The sequence below is a fragment of the Bacillus cereus group sp. BfR-BA-01523 genome (genome assembly GCF_022662615.1).
GTDB lineage: Bacteria > Bacillota > Bacilli > Bacillales > Bacillaceae_G > Bacillus_A > Bacillus_A mycoides.
Window position 1 is genome coordinate 504672 of record NZ_JAKUDX010000004.1, and the last position, 17749, is coordinate 522420.

Below are 17749 nucleotides of genomic sequence, written 5' to 3' on the forward strand. Positions count from 1 at the left end.
CTCCATTTGAACATATGATGAAGTGAATGATAGGACAGGGAGGTATCATGATGTTCGCTTATACGTTAACTGCCTTAACACTTTGTTGTATCTCGATTATTATTACATCATATATTTCTAAACGTAAGGGTACCCTAATGGAGTATATGGTATTTATTATGTCTTTTAGTATGTGTATCGGTTTAAGTATAGGTTTTTATTTAGGGATTCTCTTCAAAGGAGAATTACTATATTCTACTTTACTTGCTATTTTGATTAGTGGGTTTATCGGTTTTTTAGTCGGTCTACGTTTTCACCTATATACTGCTTTAGAAGGACTGTTCTCTGGATTAATGGCAAGTATGATGGGAGCTATGATTACAGAAATGTTAAACGCTCAACAAGCCCACAGTATACTGTTCATTAGTCTTTTACTTACTATAACAATAACTATGTCATGTATAATTCAACTTTTATCAGAAACCTTTTCTACTTTTATCCAACGGCGTTTTTTATTATTACTTTCAATTAGTGTGGTAATTATCGTTGCCGTGTTCGTGACATTCCCCGACCATACTCCCCCATCTTCATCCGGGCACGATCAACATATGCATTAACACTTGCAACGAAAATAAATAAGCAGCTATCCATAGGATAACTGCTTCATATTATTCTGGCTTATTAGGAATGTTAGGGTTTGGAACATAATCAGATTTATAATCTGTATATTTCACTTCTGTTACCATCCCCGCTGAAGCATGGTGTAAATCATGACAGTGGAACATCCATTCACCCGGATTGTCTGCTACAAAGGCTACTTCATATTCTTCTCCTGGTTTTAAGTTCAAAGTGTCTTTAACAATTGGAGAACCTTCTACCGGTTTTCCATCTTTACTTAACACCTGGAAGAAATGACCGTGTAAATGCATCGGATGATCGTCCGCTTTAGAGCGATTTACTAATTTTACTTTTACTAAGTCACCCTTTTTCACTGAAATTGGGTCAATATCTGGGAATACCTTTCCGTTAATTGTATATACCATTTCATTTCCATTCATTTGTGTATTCAAGTCCATATTATATGTGGCAATATACTGTTGATCTAACGTGAAACTACCTAATTTTTTAGCACCATATTTCGTCATATCTAATTTCGGTAATTTTTCTTTTTCATCTGCTTTGTCTTTCATCTCTTTGCTGCCATCATATTCAATAACAGCTTTCATTCCTTTGACACCTTTATTTGCTGAGTGGTCTTCCACATACCATTTCCCAGTATTGTTAGCTGTAAATTCAATATCATAACGTTCACCCGGTGCAATTGAAATTACTTTGTCTTTTATAACTTTTGGATCATTAATTGGTTGACCATCTGTCGCAATTACTTTTAAATCATGACCGTGAACGTGTATATCATGTGATAGATAACCCGCATTAACGAGTCGAAGACGAACCTTATCACCCTTATTCACTTTTAATGGCTCTACTAAATCTCCGCTTTTACCATTGATTGTGAATAAGTCATACATACTCATATCATGACCTTCCATCCTCATATTTCCATGGTCCATTCCTGCCATATTACTAGAGTCTTTTTTATCACTGCCCATGTCCATACCGGAATGATCCATACCGTTCTTATCATCATTCTTTTTCTTATTTTCATTTTCCTTAGATTTATTATCTTTTTGCCCTTTTGTCATTTCTTTTAACTGCTTATTAATTTCTTCTTTATCTGTAACCCATTCATCCAACATTAATGTGTAATCTTTATCATATTTTTCATTAGTATCTTCTACAATGAGAGCACCATATAAACCTCTATCTAGTTGATTCACAGAATCTTGATGCGAATGATACCAATATGTTCCTGGTACGTTCGCTTCAAATTCATAGATGAAACTCTTTCCAGGTTCAACCGCATCTTGCGTCACACCTGGAATTCCATCCATGTTATTTGGGACAGGATACCCATGCCAATGAATAGATACTGGTGCAGATAATTCATTTTTTAATGTTACTTTAACCTTTTCACCTTTTTTCACTCTGATTTCTGGACCTGGGGATGAGCCATTAAATGTCCAGACTGGAACAATAACACCGTTACTTAGCTTTTGCTTTTCTTCTTTCGCTACTAAAGTAACTTCTGGCCCTTTTACAACTTTCAATGGTTTTGTAGCCGTTTCAGTCTGTGTTGTTTTTTTATCGTCCATATTTTTATGATCATTTGTTGTATTTGTGGTCGCAGAACATGCAGCAATTAAAGATATTACGGAGACTGTAACTGCTGTTAATATAAATCTCTTCATTGAAAATCCCTCCTTTTTCTTTTTCAAGATTATTATAGAAGACAATTTTCAAGAAAATATGGAGGTTTAAAATGGCCCAAATAAAAAGACGCCCAAAATTGAGCGCCTCTTCTAATAATTATTTCGTAACAACTTCATCTTCTTTTACATTCACATTATTTTCACTCATAAACTCTTCAATCTCTTCAACTTCTCTAATGATATCTTTTGACAAGTTTTCATACCCATCTTTTGTTACAAGAATATCATCCTCAATACGAATTCCAATTGATTCTTCTTCAATATAAAGACCAGGTTCGATTGTTATAACCATACCTTCTTCTAACACTCTATCTTTGTATGTTCCTACATCGTGAGTATCTAAACCAAGGAAATGGCTGACGCCATGATAATAGTATTTTGATAACTCTTCATCTTCTTGAATTAAACCAATTGCTTTACACTCTTCTGCCAGTACCTTTTTTGTATGCTCATTTAATGCCGTAAACTTTAATCCTGGCTTAATAAGCTCAGTTGTTTCTTTCAATGCTTTTAACACTATATTATATATTTGTTTTTGGCGACTAGAAAATGTTCCACTAGCTGGGAATGTGTAACTAATATCAGCGTTGTAGTAATCTTTTTGAGCACCTAAATCGAGCAGCACTAAATCACCATTTTGAATTTGTGCATCATTATCTTCATAATGAAGGACTGTAGCATTTTTACCACTCGCCAAAATTGTATTGAATGCATGATGTTTAATTCCAGATGATTTAAGCGTAAAATCAAAATGAGCTTCTAATTCATATTCCATCACATCTGCTTTTGCATGCTTCAGCACGTTATAAATACCCTCTTTAGTTACAGCAATCGCTTCTTTAATGATTTCAATTTCTTCTTCCGTTTTAAACACTCGTAATTCACAAATATGCGGATATACATTACCAATTAAAACGTGTGGATACTGTTCTCTTACATATTTAGCAAACGCTAACGTTTTCGTCTCAGTACCCTTCCACTCACGACGCTCTAAATCTAAATACAGATGCTTCACATTTTCTGTGAAAAGTGTATTTGCCATTGTCTTCTCAAAGCTTTCTATATATACAACTTTTTTTATGCCTGAAATTTGTTCTGCATCTTCCTTAGAAACTGTTTTACCGTCCCATTTTTCCATTACTGGATCTGATTTTTCAATGAAAAGAGTTTCTTCCACACTATTTCCAAACTTTTTCAACATGAAAATAACATTTGGCTCATCGATTCCCGTTAAATAGTAAAAATTTCGATTCGGCACAAATTTATAATGTGCATCGGCTGACATATGAGGTGCTTGCCCAGCAAATAAAATAGTAATAGATTCATCCGGTAATGTGTTTACTAATCGTTCTCTATTTTGAGCAAAAAATGTTGATTTCATAATAATCCCCCTAGCGTTCTATGTATAATTTTGAAACTGATTATCCAATATAATTCATTCTATTATTGTTATAATTTTTCGTCAATTAATAGTGCTCATAGAGAAAAGAAAATCTTCATTACTAGGGCCCCTTCCACTCTAAATTATGCATACCACTCCACAATTTCTTGACATTTATTCCATATACTTAAAATCTCATATATATGGAAAGGAGTCTACAAAAGTGAAACATTATGTAGCAACAGGGTTAGCAATTACTTCTTTATTAATAATTACAGGATGTTCTAGCAATGCTGAAACAGCACCAGCTAAAAAAGAAACGGTGCAATCTCAGCCAAAAAATAAAGAAACAGCAAATACGATTCCGCAAAACTTCTATAAAGAAATTACATCTGGAAAAATCGAGCACATTCATGGAATTGGCTACGCGGGAAATATGCCTGGGGTTTCTATCGCAACTCACAGTGGTATAAAAGTTTATCAAGATGGTAAATGGTTTGAAACTACGACTGAGCTACATGATTACATGGGATTTCAGGCAACAAAGAATGGATTCGTTGCCAGCGGTCATCCTGAACCAGATGCAAATTTAAAAAATCCTTTAGGGCTAATGAAAAGTTCTGATGGCGGTAATACCCTCGAAAAGCTAGCGTTTTATGGAGAATCTGATTTTCATAACCTTGCTGTCGGATATAATACGGAAGCAATTTATTTATACAATGAGCGTCCAAATTCTAAATTACAACAAGGTTTTTATTTCAGTACGAACAACGGACAAGATTGGAAAAATAGTAAATTAAACGGTCTTTCAAGTACAATCCATTCCTTTTCAGCACATCCAGATCAATCTAGTGTAGTCGCGGTAAGTGCTAAAGACGGTGTATATTTGTCTACAGATTATGGAAATACATTTGAACTATTTTCTAAACCAGTTGAATCGACCGCAGTTACATTAAGTAATGAAGACATTATCTATGCCTCTATTAATAAGCAAACTGAGCAACTGATTACGAAGAAATCAATTGCTACAAATGAAGAAACAAACTTACAGATTCCATCTTTAGATTCTAAAGATACAATTATGTACATATCACAAAATCCTCAAAATTCAGCTGAAATAGTTTTTGCTACAATGAAAGCAAATATCTTTCTTTCTATGGATGACGGTAAAACGTGGAAGCAGATTACTAAAAATGGAACATTACAATATAACTAGTTAGAAAGGTGAATATAACGTGTTTTCAACAGTTAGCGAGTGGAGTTATCAACTCATGTCTCCTTTAATGGATATCGCGAATGCTACGAAATCAATTCCTCTTTTATTTGCGTTTTTATTAGGCATTGTAGGTACCCTTTCTCCTTGCCAATTAACAGGAAACATTAGCGCTATTACACTTTATCCCGCATTAACGGACAGTAAAACTCCCACCTCAAAATTCGGATAGTACAAAGAAGTTAGGTGGGATATCAACTGCCCGTAGATGCCCGATTGGTTCAACTAATAATCAGTGGGGGATGAACAAAACCCCCACTGATTAAAGTTTCACTTTATGGCAATCAATCTTTACAAAAGGGACATGCATGGAAACATATATTGTTATTCATTTTAGGAAAAATAATAGCTTTTACGACACTTGGACTATTAGTATGTTTCTTAGGAAAAGAGATTCAGCAAATATTAACTTTGTATTTCCCATGGTTACGAAAAATAATTGGACCTTTATTAATTTTAATGGGGCTAATGTTGGCAGGTATTATAAAAGGAAGAAGTTTCTTCTCAATCAAATTTATACGAAAACAAAATGAGGTTGGCTCATTTTTACTTGGATTCTTTTTTTCCTTAGCCTTCTGTCCGACTATGTTCGTTCTATTTTTCGGAACGTTAATCCCTTTATCTTTCTCATCTAATTATGGATACTTGTTTCCGACATTCTTTTCGATAGGAACTGCTCTACCTATCGTTGTACTTATGTTCATCATCTCCTACCTTGGATTAAATGGAGCACTACTTAAAAGGAGCCGAAAAACAGGAAAAAACATTCAGCGTATAGCAGGGGTACTACTCATTTTAATCGGACTTTATGATATATCCTTATATTGGGTATAAATAAAAAAGGCAAGTTCAAGTGAGTCGAACTTACCTTTTTTACAAACATGTTATTATTTTTTCTTTTTTTGTAACTGCGCTAATAAATTCATAGCAAACGTCAGAAACAATGGGTCATTTTCTTTTTTAGGTGACCATTGCATTATTAGTTGCCGTGGAATTTTAATTTCAATCGGTTGCACGATGAAGTCATGAATAATTTGTTTATGAAGTCCTGATAACGGAACGATTGTTATACCGTTAACTTGTAAAGCCAGTGCTAACGCCGAACTAATTGTCTCTGATTCCATCACTTTATTAACTACTATTTCATTTTTTATCAAATATGGTTCAAGTACTTCTTTACAACCAGAGAGCGGCATTATAAAAGGATAATTTTTCAACTCTTTCATTGTAAGACCAGATGGAACTGACTTAGAAGAAACCATAACATACGGATCTTCACCAATTACATCATAATGAAATCCTGGTATTAAATTTTCTTTTATAGAAATAGAAAAATTTGCACTTCCAGAAGACAGCCAATCTAACACTTCTTGATAGCTTCCTTCTCGAACTGCAAGCACATACTGACTTTGATCAAAATTACCTAGTTCGATACACTCCGCCAAACAATATACAGTAACTGAAGGATATGTAGCTAATACAATCTTATACAAGTTATTATTTTTTAATTGTAAAGCTGTTTCTTCAAGGTTTTCATACTCCATTAGAAGTCGATCTACACAAACTAAAAATTCCTTTCCATTTTCAGTTAACATCGTTCCTTGTCTAGAGCGATCAAATAAAGTTAAAGCATATCGTTTCTCTAATTTGTTTATGATATGAGTTATAGCCGGCTGTGTCATATGTAAGTCTTTCGCTGCTAAACTAATGCTGTTCAACCGAGCCACATTTTTAAAAACTTTAAAATCAAAAACGTTCATTCTGTTCTCCTTATATAAAAGATATTTATATCATCTATAAATAACCTTCATTATATTTATCAAACCACTTCCTATACACTAAGTATACATCATCAATATCACGAAAGAATAAATCTTATAATCATTAGAGGAGTGTTGGTTAAATGAGTACTTACGTTTTAGTACATGGAGCATGGCAAGGTGAATGGGCATGGGATTTAGTAAAACCTCAACTAGAGGCTTTCGGACATACAGTTATTACACTAGACTTACCTGGAAGTGGGAAAGATACAACTCCATCACAAAATATAACATTAGATTCCTATGTTAATGCAGTAACAGCTACTATAGATCAACAAAATGAAAAAGTTATTCTTGTTGGACATAGTATGGGTGGAATTGTGATCACTCAAACCGCTGAGCTTATACCAAATAAAATCGATAAATTAGTATATCTTTGTGCATTCTTGCCACAAAACGGAGAAAGTCTTGGTAGTAAGTTAGACGGAGAAGCTGGCCCACAATTCTCTATAAATGAGAATGACATGACCGCAGAACTTATACCAGAGTTGATTGAACAAACATTTTTAAATGCTACAGAAGACGGTTCTATTAAAGGAGCATCTTTTAATCAAATGCGTCCTCAACCACTAGGACCGTTCCAAAAAGAGCTAAAAATATCAGAAGAGAACTTTGGAACTGTAAATCGTATTTATATCGAAACAACTCTAGATAGAGCGATTCCGATTGATTTTCAGCGCCGAATGAATACAGAAACTACTTGCACAAAAATAATTACTTTGGAAGCTGATCATTCACCATTCTTTTCTAAAACAACAGAACTTGTGAATTGCTTAAATGAGTTAAGCTAAATTTCATTTAATGAAAATAGACACCCGTGGGTGTCTATTTATTATGCTAACTAGGGATTGTATTTTCTTCTCTACATTTGCATGCCCTTTTGCTTCATCTCCCACTTCTTATACAGTAGCACTGCGCCAAATAAAAATACCCCCGCAACAAATGAACCTACTGGTAACATTTTTATCATTTCATCAGGAAATACGAGCGGAAGTAATGGAAATGCATAAGCTGCTGGAATACGTACCCCAACAATTTTTAACAAAATAAGCATCAATATCATATTTAATAAAGTAACTACAATCCATGAATCAATTGCAAAATACAATAAAGTTCCAACAGTCGCCGATATAGTTAATACTACTATTTGTTTAAAAGCCATCTTTTCATTGTACATCGGTTTTTGAATCGATTCATACACAACGACTAGAATTGGCGGAATAACCGCTAATTGTTCATAACCAGTTATCCAACATAAACTGATCCATACAAAATTTAAAAATAGAAATACAACCATATATTTATATTGGATTTTAACTTTTCTCTCAATACCGTTATTCAATTTAAAAATAAGAACACCAATCATTAAAATAAATGTCAAAACGAAGACTGAGATAACAAATGACCATTCCGTCGCATTTGTTACTAATGGTAATAAACCTGTCGCAATAGATGGTGCTAAATTGGATTGAATAACACGTAAAAACAACAGCATTAATATAAGTGTTAAGCTAACTTTTCCTATATAGAAAATATCCATTTGATTCACTGCAAAACCAATAACAGCTGTTATTGACGGCGCAATAAAGATTTTTTCTGGTTGTCTTAGCCATCCCGGCTCACGATATGCCCATAAAGCTATTGCCATCGCAGCTATTTCCGGCAAAATGACTTCTGGATCATTTAATAACACACCTGCTGTTACCATAGCTAAAATAAATAAAATAGCAATGCTATATGATATGATTGTTTCTTTTTTTGAAATTACTGAATTCATTATTACATACTCCTTTTTGCTTATTACTCTCATAAAGTAAAACAATACTCTATATACCCTACTTAGGTATTGTATATTAACATCTTTTCTATTTCAAGTATTTGTAGTTTTTTCATTCTTTATCACCCCATACACTTACAAAACAAGGAATGTTTATAGGCATTGACACTTATTAAAAGATACGTTAAAATAACTATACATTAGTAAGTAACTAATGTAATTAAATCTAACTAGAGGTGAAAACAAATGAAAAACATTTTATTCCGTATTAACGAATTATCAAAAAAAGAAAGAACATTTGGATTAACAGTTGATGAAAAACAAGAACAACAAATGTTGCGTCAAAACTATACAAAAACATTTCGCGGGAGCTTAGATTCCATTTTATTAAACACAAAAATCGTTGATCAAAATGGTCTTAACGTTACACCAGTTGCATTACAAGATGCTCAAATACGTTTAAAATTAAGCAAATGAAATCAAAGCTAAAAAAACAATCGTATAAAACATAAAAAGAGCTGAAATTCCTATATAGAAATTCCAGCTCTTTTTATTGTCTTTTCTAATTTAGTAAACGAGCGATACATCGCAATTCTCCACGATACAATCATCGCAAAAGCGAGTAAGAAAAACATTCCACTTAATTGGGTTAAATCAATCGACTGACTTAAATATGATTTCAATGCTACCCGGACAGCTAATAAACCAACTAAAATAAATATGAACGCTTTTGATGGTTTCATATATATGTCTTCGCCTCTTATTTCGAACTTAGATGTTTTAATAAGAAATATAGAGAAAATAAGTCCTACGCTAATTGCCTCTACTATTTCTAAAGACGTTAATCGAAACTCTGGTAAGAAGTACATCATTGCACCAGTGCTCATAAAAATTGGCGGTAATATAATTTTCTTTTTCGTTACCGGTTTTTTCGCTGACTTCAAGCGAAGAAACATAACTCCAACGGCCATACAAACCGCTACTATACTTGATAAAAGTGCTAAACTCATACTCTCCACTCCTATCTATTTAAAAGATTTTTTGAGCAAAATCATAAACCAAACGAGCCCAACACTTATAATGATATGACTTAATCCAGCCATATGGCTTAAACCATTAAAGTCAGTTCCATTTACTTGTAGAATACCTCTAAATACCATTGTAGCAATAGTAAAAATTAATCCTACATTATAAACAACAAACCACGCACGAAAACTTTTTGTTTCACGGACATTAAATACTTTAAATAGAGCTAAAGCGACCAAAAAGAATACAAAGCCGAGCACTAATACGTGTGTATGCACTAATTGCAACATAGTGGATCCTTTAATTCCTTGCGCTTTTGTATACTCTCTAGCAAATACACCTGATAATAAACCAATAATTAAGTAAATGAATGCTGCATTATATAATTTCTTCATCATATTCCTCCTGCTGTAAACTTTCCATATTCACTGCAATCATTTTACGCAAAGTTTATGAACGGAATATGAACAGATTATTACATTCTATTATTGAAAATAAAAAAGGCCATTCCACAACTATTAATTGTGGAATGGCCTTTTAACTTATTTTAAATCTTCAATTGAGAAAGCACCTGGCAGTAACTGTTCCACAGTCACTTCTTTTTCATCACCTTTTACATTCGTTAGTAATACAGGCATTTTCGGATCACAAAATTCAGCAATAACTTGTCTACATGCACCACATGGTGAAATCGGTCCGTCTGTTTCGCCTGTAATGACTAAGTAACTAAAATCGCGCTCACCTTCTGATACGGCTTTAAAGATCGCTGTTCTTTCTGCACAGTTACATAAACCGTAAGAAGCATTTTCTATATTACAACCAGTATAGATTTTACCTTCTTTCGTAACTAATGCTGCACCAACAGGAAATTTAGAATACGGAATATATGCTTTTGACAACATCTTATTTGCTTCTTCGATATATTTTTTCTTATCCATATTATTTCCTCCTCAAAGTAAATGTAATTATGATTAGTCAGTAATAACTGTATGAACTAATTTAGGAGCCACTGCTGTTTCAGCGATAGAAATGTTTTCATAAATTTTAGCTTTTACATCTTCTACATTTTCGCGATTTGCATAAATCGTTACGAACGGCTCGCCTTCTTTTACTGCATCGCCAACTTTTTTACGTAACATTAATCCTACCGCTAAATCGATTTCATCTTCTTTTGTCGCACGACCTGCACCTAATAACATAGCTGCGATACCGACTTCATCTGCAACAATGTTAGAAATAACACCTGAAGTTTTTGCAGGTACATCAATTACATACTTCGCTTGTGGCATTTTTTCTGGATTGTCTACAATTGAGCTGTCTCCGCCTTGGTTGCTTAAGAACTCTTTAAATTTCTCAGTTGCTTTTCCGTTTTCCATAACTTCAATTAGCATTTCACGAGCTTCTTCTAATGTATTTGCTTTTTTCGCAAGTACGACCATTTGGCTTCCTAATACAAGTACTAATTCTGTTAAATCTTCTGGACCTTCGCCTTTTAAAGTATCAATTGCTTCCTTCACTTCTAGAGCGTTACCAATCGCAAAACCAAGAGGTTGTGACATATCTGAAATTACTGCCATCGTTTGACGTCCAACATTATTTCCGATACGTACCATTGCATGAGCTAATTCTTTTGCATCTTCTTCGGTTTTCATAAATGCACCAGCACCTGTTTTTACATCAAGTACGATTGCATCAGCACCAGCTGCAATTTTTTTACTCATAATTGAACTTGCAATTAGAGGAATTGAATTTACTGTTCCTGTTACATCACGTAATGCATAAATCTTTTTATCAGCAGGTGTTAAGTTTCCTGTTTGTCCGATAACAGCCACTTTGTCACGGTTTACAATATCAATGAACTGTTCTTTCGTAATTTCAACGTGGAATCCTTCTACCGCTTCTAATTTATCAATTGTCCCGCCCGTATGTCCTAAACCACGACCAGACATTTTTGCTACTGGTACATCTAAAGCAGCGACTAATGGTCCTAATACTAATGTTGTTGTATCACCAACACCGCCAGTTGAATGCTTATCTACTTTAATGCCTTCAATTGCTGATAAGTCGATTGTTTCTCCAGACTCAACCATTGCCATCGTTAAATCTGCACGTTCACGATCCGTCATATCTTTAAAGAAAATTGCCATTGCAAGTGCACTCGCTTGATAGTCAGGAATACTTCCATCTGTATAACCGTTAATAAAGAAATTAATTTCTTCAGTTGTTAATTCTTTTCCATCACGTTTTTTCGCAATAATATCTACCATTCTCATTACAATCACCATTCCTTTTTATATTATATGAATCTGTTAAAATAATAAGCCAACGATTGTTGCTGATAAGAAACTTACTAATGTTGCACCGAAAAGTAATTTCAAACCAAATCTTGCGACTACATTCCCTTGTTTTTCATTTAAGCTCTTAACTGCCCCAGCGATAATTCCAATTGAAGAGAAGTTTGCAAATGAAACTAAGAATACAGATATAATCGCTGTCGTTCTATCTGAGAAATTAAAGTTTCCTTTTGCTAAATCTGTCATCGCAACAAATTCATTTGATACAAGTTTTGTCGCCATAATATTCCCTGCGTTAACTGCTTCATGCCATGGAACACCCATAATAAATGCAAATGGTGCAAATACATAACCAAGAATTTCTTGGAATGAGATACCGATTACACCTTTAAATACTGCATTAATGAATGCGATAAGGGCAACGAAACCGATTAACATAGCTGCTACTGTAATCGCAACTTTAAATCCATCTATAATGTATTCCCCTAATACTTCAAAGAATGTCTTTTTCTCTTCTTCTTGTACTTCTAACATATCTTCTTCTTCAGTAACTTCATACGGGTTAATGATAGAAGCAATAATGAAGCCACCGAATAAGTTAAGCACTAAAGCGGTTACAACATATTGCGGTTTTAATAACACCATATATGATCCAACGATAGACATAGATACTGTAGACATTGCAGATGCACATAATGTATACATTCTTTTCTCTGGCAATAATCCGAGTTGTTTCTTAACTGAAATAAACACTTCAGATTGTCCTAAAATCGCAGAAGCTACCGCGTTATATGATTCGAGTTTCCCCATCCCATTTACTTTACTTAATACTAGACCGATAGATTTCACAATAATAGGTAATACTTTAATGTGTTGCAAAATACCTATTAAAGCTGATATAAATACGATTGGCATTAATACACTTAAAAAGAATGAAAACTCTTTTTGATTTACTAATCCACCAAATACGAAATTCACACCATCAGCGGCATATTTTAATAATTCTCCAAAACCATCTGCTATTCCGCTAATTAATATATTCCCTACGCTTGTATTTAATAATAAAAACCCCAAAATGAATTGTAATATAACCATCGTTATGATTGGGCGATATTTGACTTTCTTTCTATCATTACTAGCAAGCCAAGCGATACCTAAAATCAATACGAGGCCAAAAACACCGATTAAGTATTTCATAAGCCGTCTCCTCCCATTCGTATCCGCTTACATTTTTTTCAATTATTAGAGCAATAGATACACTTTACTTTGTGTATCTATTGCTTTTCACACTTTATTGATTAGTAGTTATCTGTAGCACCTTTTGCATCATTTAATACGATTGCAACACTAGCACTTGCTCCAACGCGAGAAGCTCCAGCCTCTACCATTTTGTCTGCATCTTCACGTGTACGAACGCCGCCAGATGCTTTCACGCCAACGTTTGGTCCAACTGTTTTACGCATTAACGCGATATCTTCAGCGGTTGCTCCGCCAGTTGAGAATCCAGTTGAAGTTTTTACGAAATCAGCGCCAGCTTTTACTGATAATTCACAAGCACGAACTTTTTCTTCATCTGTTAGAAGGCAAGTTTCAATGATTACTTTTACAAGAGCTTTTCCTTTTGCTGCTTGTACTACTTCATAAATGTCTTTTTCAACGAACTCATTGTCGCCATCTTTTAAAGCACCTACGTTGATTACCATATCAACTTCAGTTGCACCTTTTGCGATAGCATCTTTTGTTTCGAATGCTTTTGTTTCAGTAGTGCTTGCTCCTAATGGGAAACCGATTACAGTACAAACGTCTACATCATGTCCAGCTAATTCTTCAGCAGCTAGCTTTACCCATGTAGGATTAATACAAACTGAAGCAAATTTGTATTGCTTTGCCTCTTCGATTACTTTCATAACATCTTCTTTTGTAGAATTTGGTTTTAAAATTGTATGGTCAATTAACTTTGCAATGTTCATTATCTTCACTCCTCATATCTTTTAACAACTTCATTCTAACTCTTAGTTGAACAAATGTAAATACACTTTTGAACTTTTGTTCATTCTTTTTTAGAAGGGAATTTCTAGTAATACATTGAAAGTAGTATAAGCTTGTAAATAAAGGATGTGAACCACTTGTTTAAGTCAAAATTCTTTATATTCACATTGCTAGTATGCACCTCACTATCCATATTTATTTTTTATAAAAGGGATGTTATTTTCCAAGAAGGAAACCCAGTTCCATTTGCTTTAGCTATGTCTAAGATGGTTATTCAAGATAAAGAAATGGTGGAAGTAGAACCGATAGATAATCAATACCCCTACTTAGTAAAGCGCGGAAAAATGGAACCTTTTATCGATATGATGGAGCAAGATGGCTGGAGTTTTGTAGATAGAGATATTATGGCTAACTCACTAATTTTTGAAAAAGGAGATCAATCAAAGAGCGTTCCTTACAAATACTTTACAAGGTACTACACATTGATTTATTCATACTAAAAATAAAAGGCTTTCTCAAAATTAATATTTTGAGAAAGCCTTTTATTTCTAACCTTTTTGATAATGTAACAATTCTTTCGCTGTATGCTGATCTATAATTAGTACATTTGCATACCCGCCACGTAACGCACCGTCAATTGCTTTTATTTTTCTATTACCACCTGCAACTAAAATAGAACGTTTCTTTAATTTAAGTTCCTCTAACTCAATTCCAATTGTACGCTTATTAATTTCTTCACTACTAATATTTCCGTCTCCATCAAAGAAACGTGAACAAATGTCACCGACTGCTTGTTTTTTCAGTAAGCTAGTTTCATCCTTATCTAAATATCCTAATCGGAATAATAACGCTTCATCACGCACTGTTCCGACAGTAAAAATTGCAATATTCGCTTGTTTTCCCATTTCAATAATGTGATGAATATGTCTATCTTGCTCCACTAATTCTTTTGTCACCGCATTATCAAATATAACTGGAAGAGGTAGATTTCTTGGCGTCGTTTGAAAAGCATCTGCAAATAACGCGATCGTTTCATTCGCATATGTATTTACACTTGAGTGACTAATGCCACCTTTTAACTGGACAACCTCTACACCTTTCACATGTTGCGGTACGATTTTTCTAGCGATTTCATACATCGTCATTCCCCAGCTTACACCAACGATATCACCAGTCTTCACTGTCTTTTCCATATACTCAGCTGCATATTTACTAATATACTCCGTAATCGTTGCATATTCTGGCACTGGAGAAAATACAACATGCGCCTCTAACAAGTTATACTTTTCTTTAAGTAAATTCCCAACGTTATCTAAGTCAGCAAATGGATCAGCTATACTAATTTGAACAAATCCTTTTTCTTTCGCGTACTTTAATAATCTAGAGATTGTCGGTCTTGAGATATTTAATTTGTTAGCAATTTCTTGCTGACTATAATCTGATTGATAATATAATCTTGCAACTTCAACGCTTAATTGTTGTTTATCCTTATCCATAGTAACTCATTACAAACCCTTTCCTGTATTTCCCTTTCGTTACAAGCATTATACAGCTTTATGCAAGAAATTTCGACTCCCTAAATTTCTCTGCCTAAACTTCTACTCCCCTTAGTATATACAATGAAACTTTAATCAATGGTTTTTTATCCATCCCTTACTTATTATCAGCCTGCCCTCATAATGTAATATTTTTCCTTATAAAGCAAACCGGTCAGGTTATTAAGGAACTCATTTTTAAACTTCAAATTAGATATGGGCATAAAATTAGTATGAAGGTGTGAAATCAATTGTAAAATGGCAGTTTTAGAATAAATAAATAAGAGAAATAACCACCATTGATTATTTCTCTTTTCATATACATATTTATTTTTGGAAAAACAACCTAACTCCAAATACTAACAATACTGCGCCCGTAATACCCTCTATTGTACGGTTCACTCTTTCTTTTCTTAGAAAAGTTCTTAATTGGCGTATGAGTGAAATATAAAGCACATACCATATTGCTGTCAAAGTCGTAAATGTGACTCCTAATAAAAGAAATTGTAGGAAATGATTTTGATTACTCACAATAAATTGGGGTAAAAAACTAAGGAAAAACACAGCAGTTTTTGGGTTTAAAATTGCCGTAGTAAATCCTTGTCTAAAGCTTTTAATTGCTCCAATATCCTTAGAGTCCACTTCTACTGAGCCTGACATATCTTCTTTTTTATGTAAGGCGCTTTTAATTGACTTTACAGCTAAGTAAATTAAATAAAAAGCCCCAGCATATTTTATAAATGTAAATAACATCGCAAATTTCATTAGGATGGCAGAAAGTCCTAGTGTAGCCATTATTGTATGAATCATCATTCCAGATACCGTTCCTAAGACGGTCTTTATCCCACCATTTTTACCATGCGAGATAGTGTTTTTTGTAACTAAGGCAAAACCGGGACCAGGCATTATTATGATTAGGATTGCTGTAAGGATAAATAACAAATAATTTTCCATGTTCTAGTATTTCCTTTCCAATTTTTAGTTTTGCCTATAGTATAGCTTTTTTACTTAAAATATTAAATATAAAAAGCGTGATCAGGAGTTTATCGAGGTTATTAGTATCAATTTGACCAAACATTATCCTAAAGTTACATTGATAAAATGCACGGCAAACTTATGGGTAAAATTACAAGATCGGCTCTCACAAAAAACGGGATAAAAAAAATAAACAGTGGAACTACTCCGCTGTTTATTTCGCCACGCCTTCATGTAATTTTTCTGTATAATCTTTTACATCCTTCCAGCTATCTTTCGCTGTATTTAAATCTTCTTTTATAAAGGTAAATTCTTCAGGGCTGATTCCTTTTACGTTTTGTAGTAAATTGTTATATTTCGCACCTACCGTATACCACTGATTTGATATGTTTTGCAGTGCTGTAATTGCTGCATCAATTGTTTCTGTCATATTAGTCGTTTTATTTTTCACATCTGTCAAAATTGCCACTTCTGCTTGTGCTCCTGAAATTCTATTCTTTAAACTGGTTATTTCTCGTTCTGCATTTGCAATATCTTTTTTCGCAATCGCAATCATCGGTCCGCCAGCAAGACATGTTATTAGCGCTACGCAAAGTACACCACCAGCGATAACCATATCATTACTCTTTTTAATCGAATCATTATATGTATTTATTTGTTGCTCTAATGCTGGAATACCAGCATTCGTACTTGCCAAAATCGCTGTTAATTGATTTGTATCCTCTTTAAAACTATTTGTGTCTTTCGCCATTCTATCGCGAAAAGCTTTCAAATTCCCTAATAATACATCTACCTCATTTTGATTCTTTAAAATGTCCGCATACAACTTTTCTAAATCCGCTTTTAACTTTACGCTATCTTTTTGATCAATCGCTAATAGCATGTCACTATAGTACGCTTGAAAAGTATTGTTGTAATCAATAATATTTTGATCCGTTTTCATAATTTGAGGCTTCATATTATTTAACCAATATGCCGCATTAATTTTTGCATCTTTTTGATGCTGAATCATATTCCCTCTTAAATTACCATTAATTGAACTTATTTTACTCAAATCAGTCTCTTGTTGATTTTGAATTAATTTTGCATATGAATCCATCGCAAATATACTTGATGTCGTTTGCGCCATTACATCTTGGAACCCTGCTGGTCCGAGAGAATATTTTTTTGCACTCTCTTGCAATGTTTTTATGTTTTGTTCCGCTGCAAAAGGATGTAAAGGAAGCACATTACTCGTTGCCACTCCAGCAATCATTAACGTTAAAAGACATTTTTTATAAAATCTTTTCTGCATTCTTTTCACCTATTTTCTTTATAAGGGTATAAAAAGCTCCTGCTCACAACTGGACAGGAGCTTCAAATCTTTCATC

General features: G+C 33.8%; 18 protein-coding genes and 1 pseudogene. 6 read left to right on the forward strand and 13 right to left on the reverse strand.

Annotation, left to right across the window (positions count from 1 at the left end; all coding sequences use genetic code 11):
* Positions 1-50 precede the first annotated feature (50 nt).
* On the forward strand, positions 51-596 hold the full coding sequence (locus MR066_RS14510) for a hypothetical protein (protein ID WP_002141309.1): 546 nt from the start codon (positions 51-53) through the stop codon (positions 594-596).
* Between the two features lie 51 nt (positions 597-647).
* On the opposite strand, the gene MR066_RS14515 is transcribed toward MR066_RS14510, so the two are convergent.
* A complete protein-coding gene (locus MR066_RS14515) occupies positions 648-2288 on the reverse strand; it encodes a multicopper oxidase family protein (RefSeq protein WP_242247544.1) in 1641 nt (546 codons plus the stop codon).
* A gap of 118 nt (positions 2289-2406) precedes the next feature.
* The gene (locus tag MR066_RS14520) at positions 2407-3690 is read right to left on the reverse strand and encodes an aminopeptidase P family protein (RefSeq protein ID WP_002012280.1); all 1284 of its coding nucleotides are present in this window, start codon (positions 3688-3690) and stop codon (positions 2407-2409) included.
* A gap of 223 nt (positions 3691-3913) precedes the next feature.
* On the opposite strand from MR066_RS14520, the gene MR066_RS14525 reads away from it, so the two are divergent.
* Together MR066_RS14525 and MR066_RS14530 are read left to right on the forward strand one after the other, a co-directional pair.
* Entirely contained in the window at positions 3914-4906 is a 993-nt protein-coding gene (locus MR066_RS14525; RefSeq protein WP_242247545.1) for a F510_1955 family glycosylhydrolase, read from the forward strand.
* A 19-nt stretch (positions 4907-4925) separates the two neighbouring features.
* Positions 4926-5797: pseudogene (locus MR066_RS14530) on the forward strand (urease accessory protein UreH domain-containing protein).
* Between the two features lie 53 nt (positions 5798-5850).
* Here the strand turns inward: MR066_RS14530 and MR066_RS14535 are convergent.
* Positions 5851-6723 (reverse strand): LysR family transcriptional regulator, encoded by an 873-nt coding sequence (locus tag MR066_RS14535; RefSeq protein WP_242247547.1) that lies wholly within the window; start codon positions 6721-6723, stop codon positions 5851-5853.
* A 143-nt stretch (positions 6724-6866) separates the two neighbouring features.
* On the opposite strand from MR066_RS14535, the gene MR066_RS14540 reads away from it, so the two are divergent.
* On the forward strand, positions 6867-7574 hold the full coding sequence (locus MR066_RS14540) for an alpha/beta fold hydrolase (RefSeq protein WP_002086247.1): 708 nt from the start codon (positions 6867-6869) through the stop codon (positions 7572-7574).
* Positions 7575-7645: 71 nt separating this feature from the next.
* Here MR066_RS14540 and MR066_RS14545 read toward each other — a convergent pair whose 3' ends face one another.
* The gene (locus MR066_RS14545; RefSeq protein ID WP_242247548.1) at positions 7646-8560 is read right to left on the reverse strand and encodes a hypothetical protein; all 915 of its coding nucleotides are present in this window, start codon (positions 8558-8560) and stop codon (positions 7646-7648) included.
* Between the two features lie 246 nt (positions 8561-8806).
* Here MR066_RS14545 and MR066_RS14550 point away from each other — a divergent pair, with 246 nt between their 5' ends.
* On the forward strand, positions 8807-9037 hold the full coding sequence (locus MR066_RS14550) for a DUF896 domain-containing protein (protein ID WP_242247549.1): 231 nt from the start codon (positions 8807-8809) through the stop codon (positions 9035-9037).
* 50 nt (positions 9038-9087) lie between these two features.
* On the opposite strand, the gene MR066_RS14555 is transcribed toward MR066_RS14550, so the two are convergent.
* From MR066_RS14555 to deoC, 6 genes are all read right to left on the reverse strand, one after another.
* Positions 9088-9570 (reverse strand): CcdC family protein, encoded by a 483-nt coding sequence (locus tag MR066_RS14555; protein WP_242247550.1) that lies wholly within the window; start codon positions 9568-9570, stop codon positions 9088-9090.
* 15 nt (positions 9571-9585) lie between these two features.
* A complete protein-coding gene (locus MR066_RS14560; RefSeq protein WP_002186142.1) occupies positions 9586-9981 on the reverse strand; it encodes a DUF2871 domain-containing protein in 396 nt (131 codons plus the stop codon).
* Between the two features lie 147 nt (positions 9982-10128).
* On the reverse strand, positions 10129-10524 hold the full coding sequence (locus MR066_RS14565; RefSeq protein WP_000358532.1) for a cytidine deaminase: 396 nt from the start codon (positions 10522-10524) through the stop codon (positions 10129-10131).
* Between the two features lie 33 nt (positions 10525-10557).
* Positions 10558-11859 (reverse strand): pyrimidine-nucleoside phosphorylase, encoded by a 1302-nt coding sequence (locus MR066_RS14570; protein WP_016103150.1) that lies wholly within the window; start codon positions 11857-11859, stop codon positions 10558-10560.
* A 36-nt stretch (positions 11860-11895) separates the two neighbouring features.
* Positions 11896-13077 (reverse strand): NupC/NupG family nucleoside CNT transporter, encoded by a 1182-nt coding sequence (locus MR066_RS14575; RefSeq protein WP_002012109.1) that lies wholly within the window; start codon positions 13075-13077, stop codon positions 11896-11898.
* A gap of 101 nt (positions 13078-13178) precedes the next feature.
* Positions 13179-13850, reverse strand: a complete 672-nt coding sequence (deoC, locus tag MR066_RS14580; protein ID WP_002012110.1) for a deoxyribose-phosphate aldolase — start codon at positions 13848-13850, stop codon at positions 13179-13181.
* A gap of 156 nt (positions 13851-14006) precedes the next feature.
* Here deoC and MR066_RS14585 point away from each other — a divergent pair, with 156 nt between their 5' ends.
* On the forward strand, positions 14007-14369 hold the full coding sequence (locus MR066_RS14585) for a hypothetical protein (RefSeq protein ID WP_002086260.1): 363 nt from the start codon (positions 14007-14009) through the stop codon (positions 14367-14369).
* Between the two features lie 48 nt (positions 14370-14417).
* Here MR066_RS14585 and MR066_RS14590 read toward each other — a convergent pair whose 3' ends face one another.
* From MR066_RS14590 to nheC, 3 genes are all read right to left on the reverse strand, one after another.
* Positions 14418-15365: a sugar-binding transcriptional regulator gene (locus tag MR066_RS14590; RefSeq protein WP_002086262.1), complete on the reverse strand. Its 948-nt coding sequence runs from the start codon at positions 15363-15365 to the stop codon at positions 14418-14420.
* Between the two features lie 366 nt (positions 15366-15731).
* On the reverse strand, positions 15732-16358 hold the full coding sequence (locus tag MR066_RS14595) for a LysE family translocator (RefSeq protein ID WP_098763821.1): 627 nt from the start codon (positions 16356-16358) through the stop codon (positions 15732-15734).
* Positions 16359-16593: 235 nt separating this feature from the next.
* The gene (gene nheC, locus MR066_RS14600; protein ID WP_242247551.1) at positions 16594-17673 is read right to left on the reverse strand and encodes a non-hemolytic enterotoxin subunit C; all 1080 of its coding nucleotides are present in this window, start codon (positions 17671-17673) and stop codon (positions 16594-16596) included.
* Positions 17674-17749 lie beyond the last annotated feature (76 nt).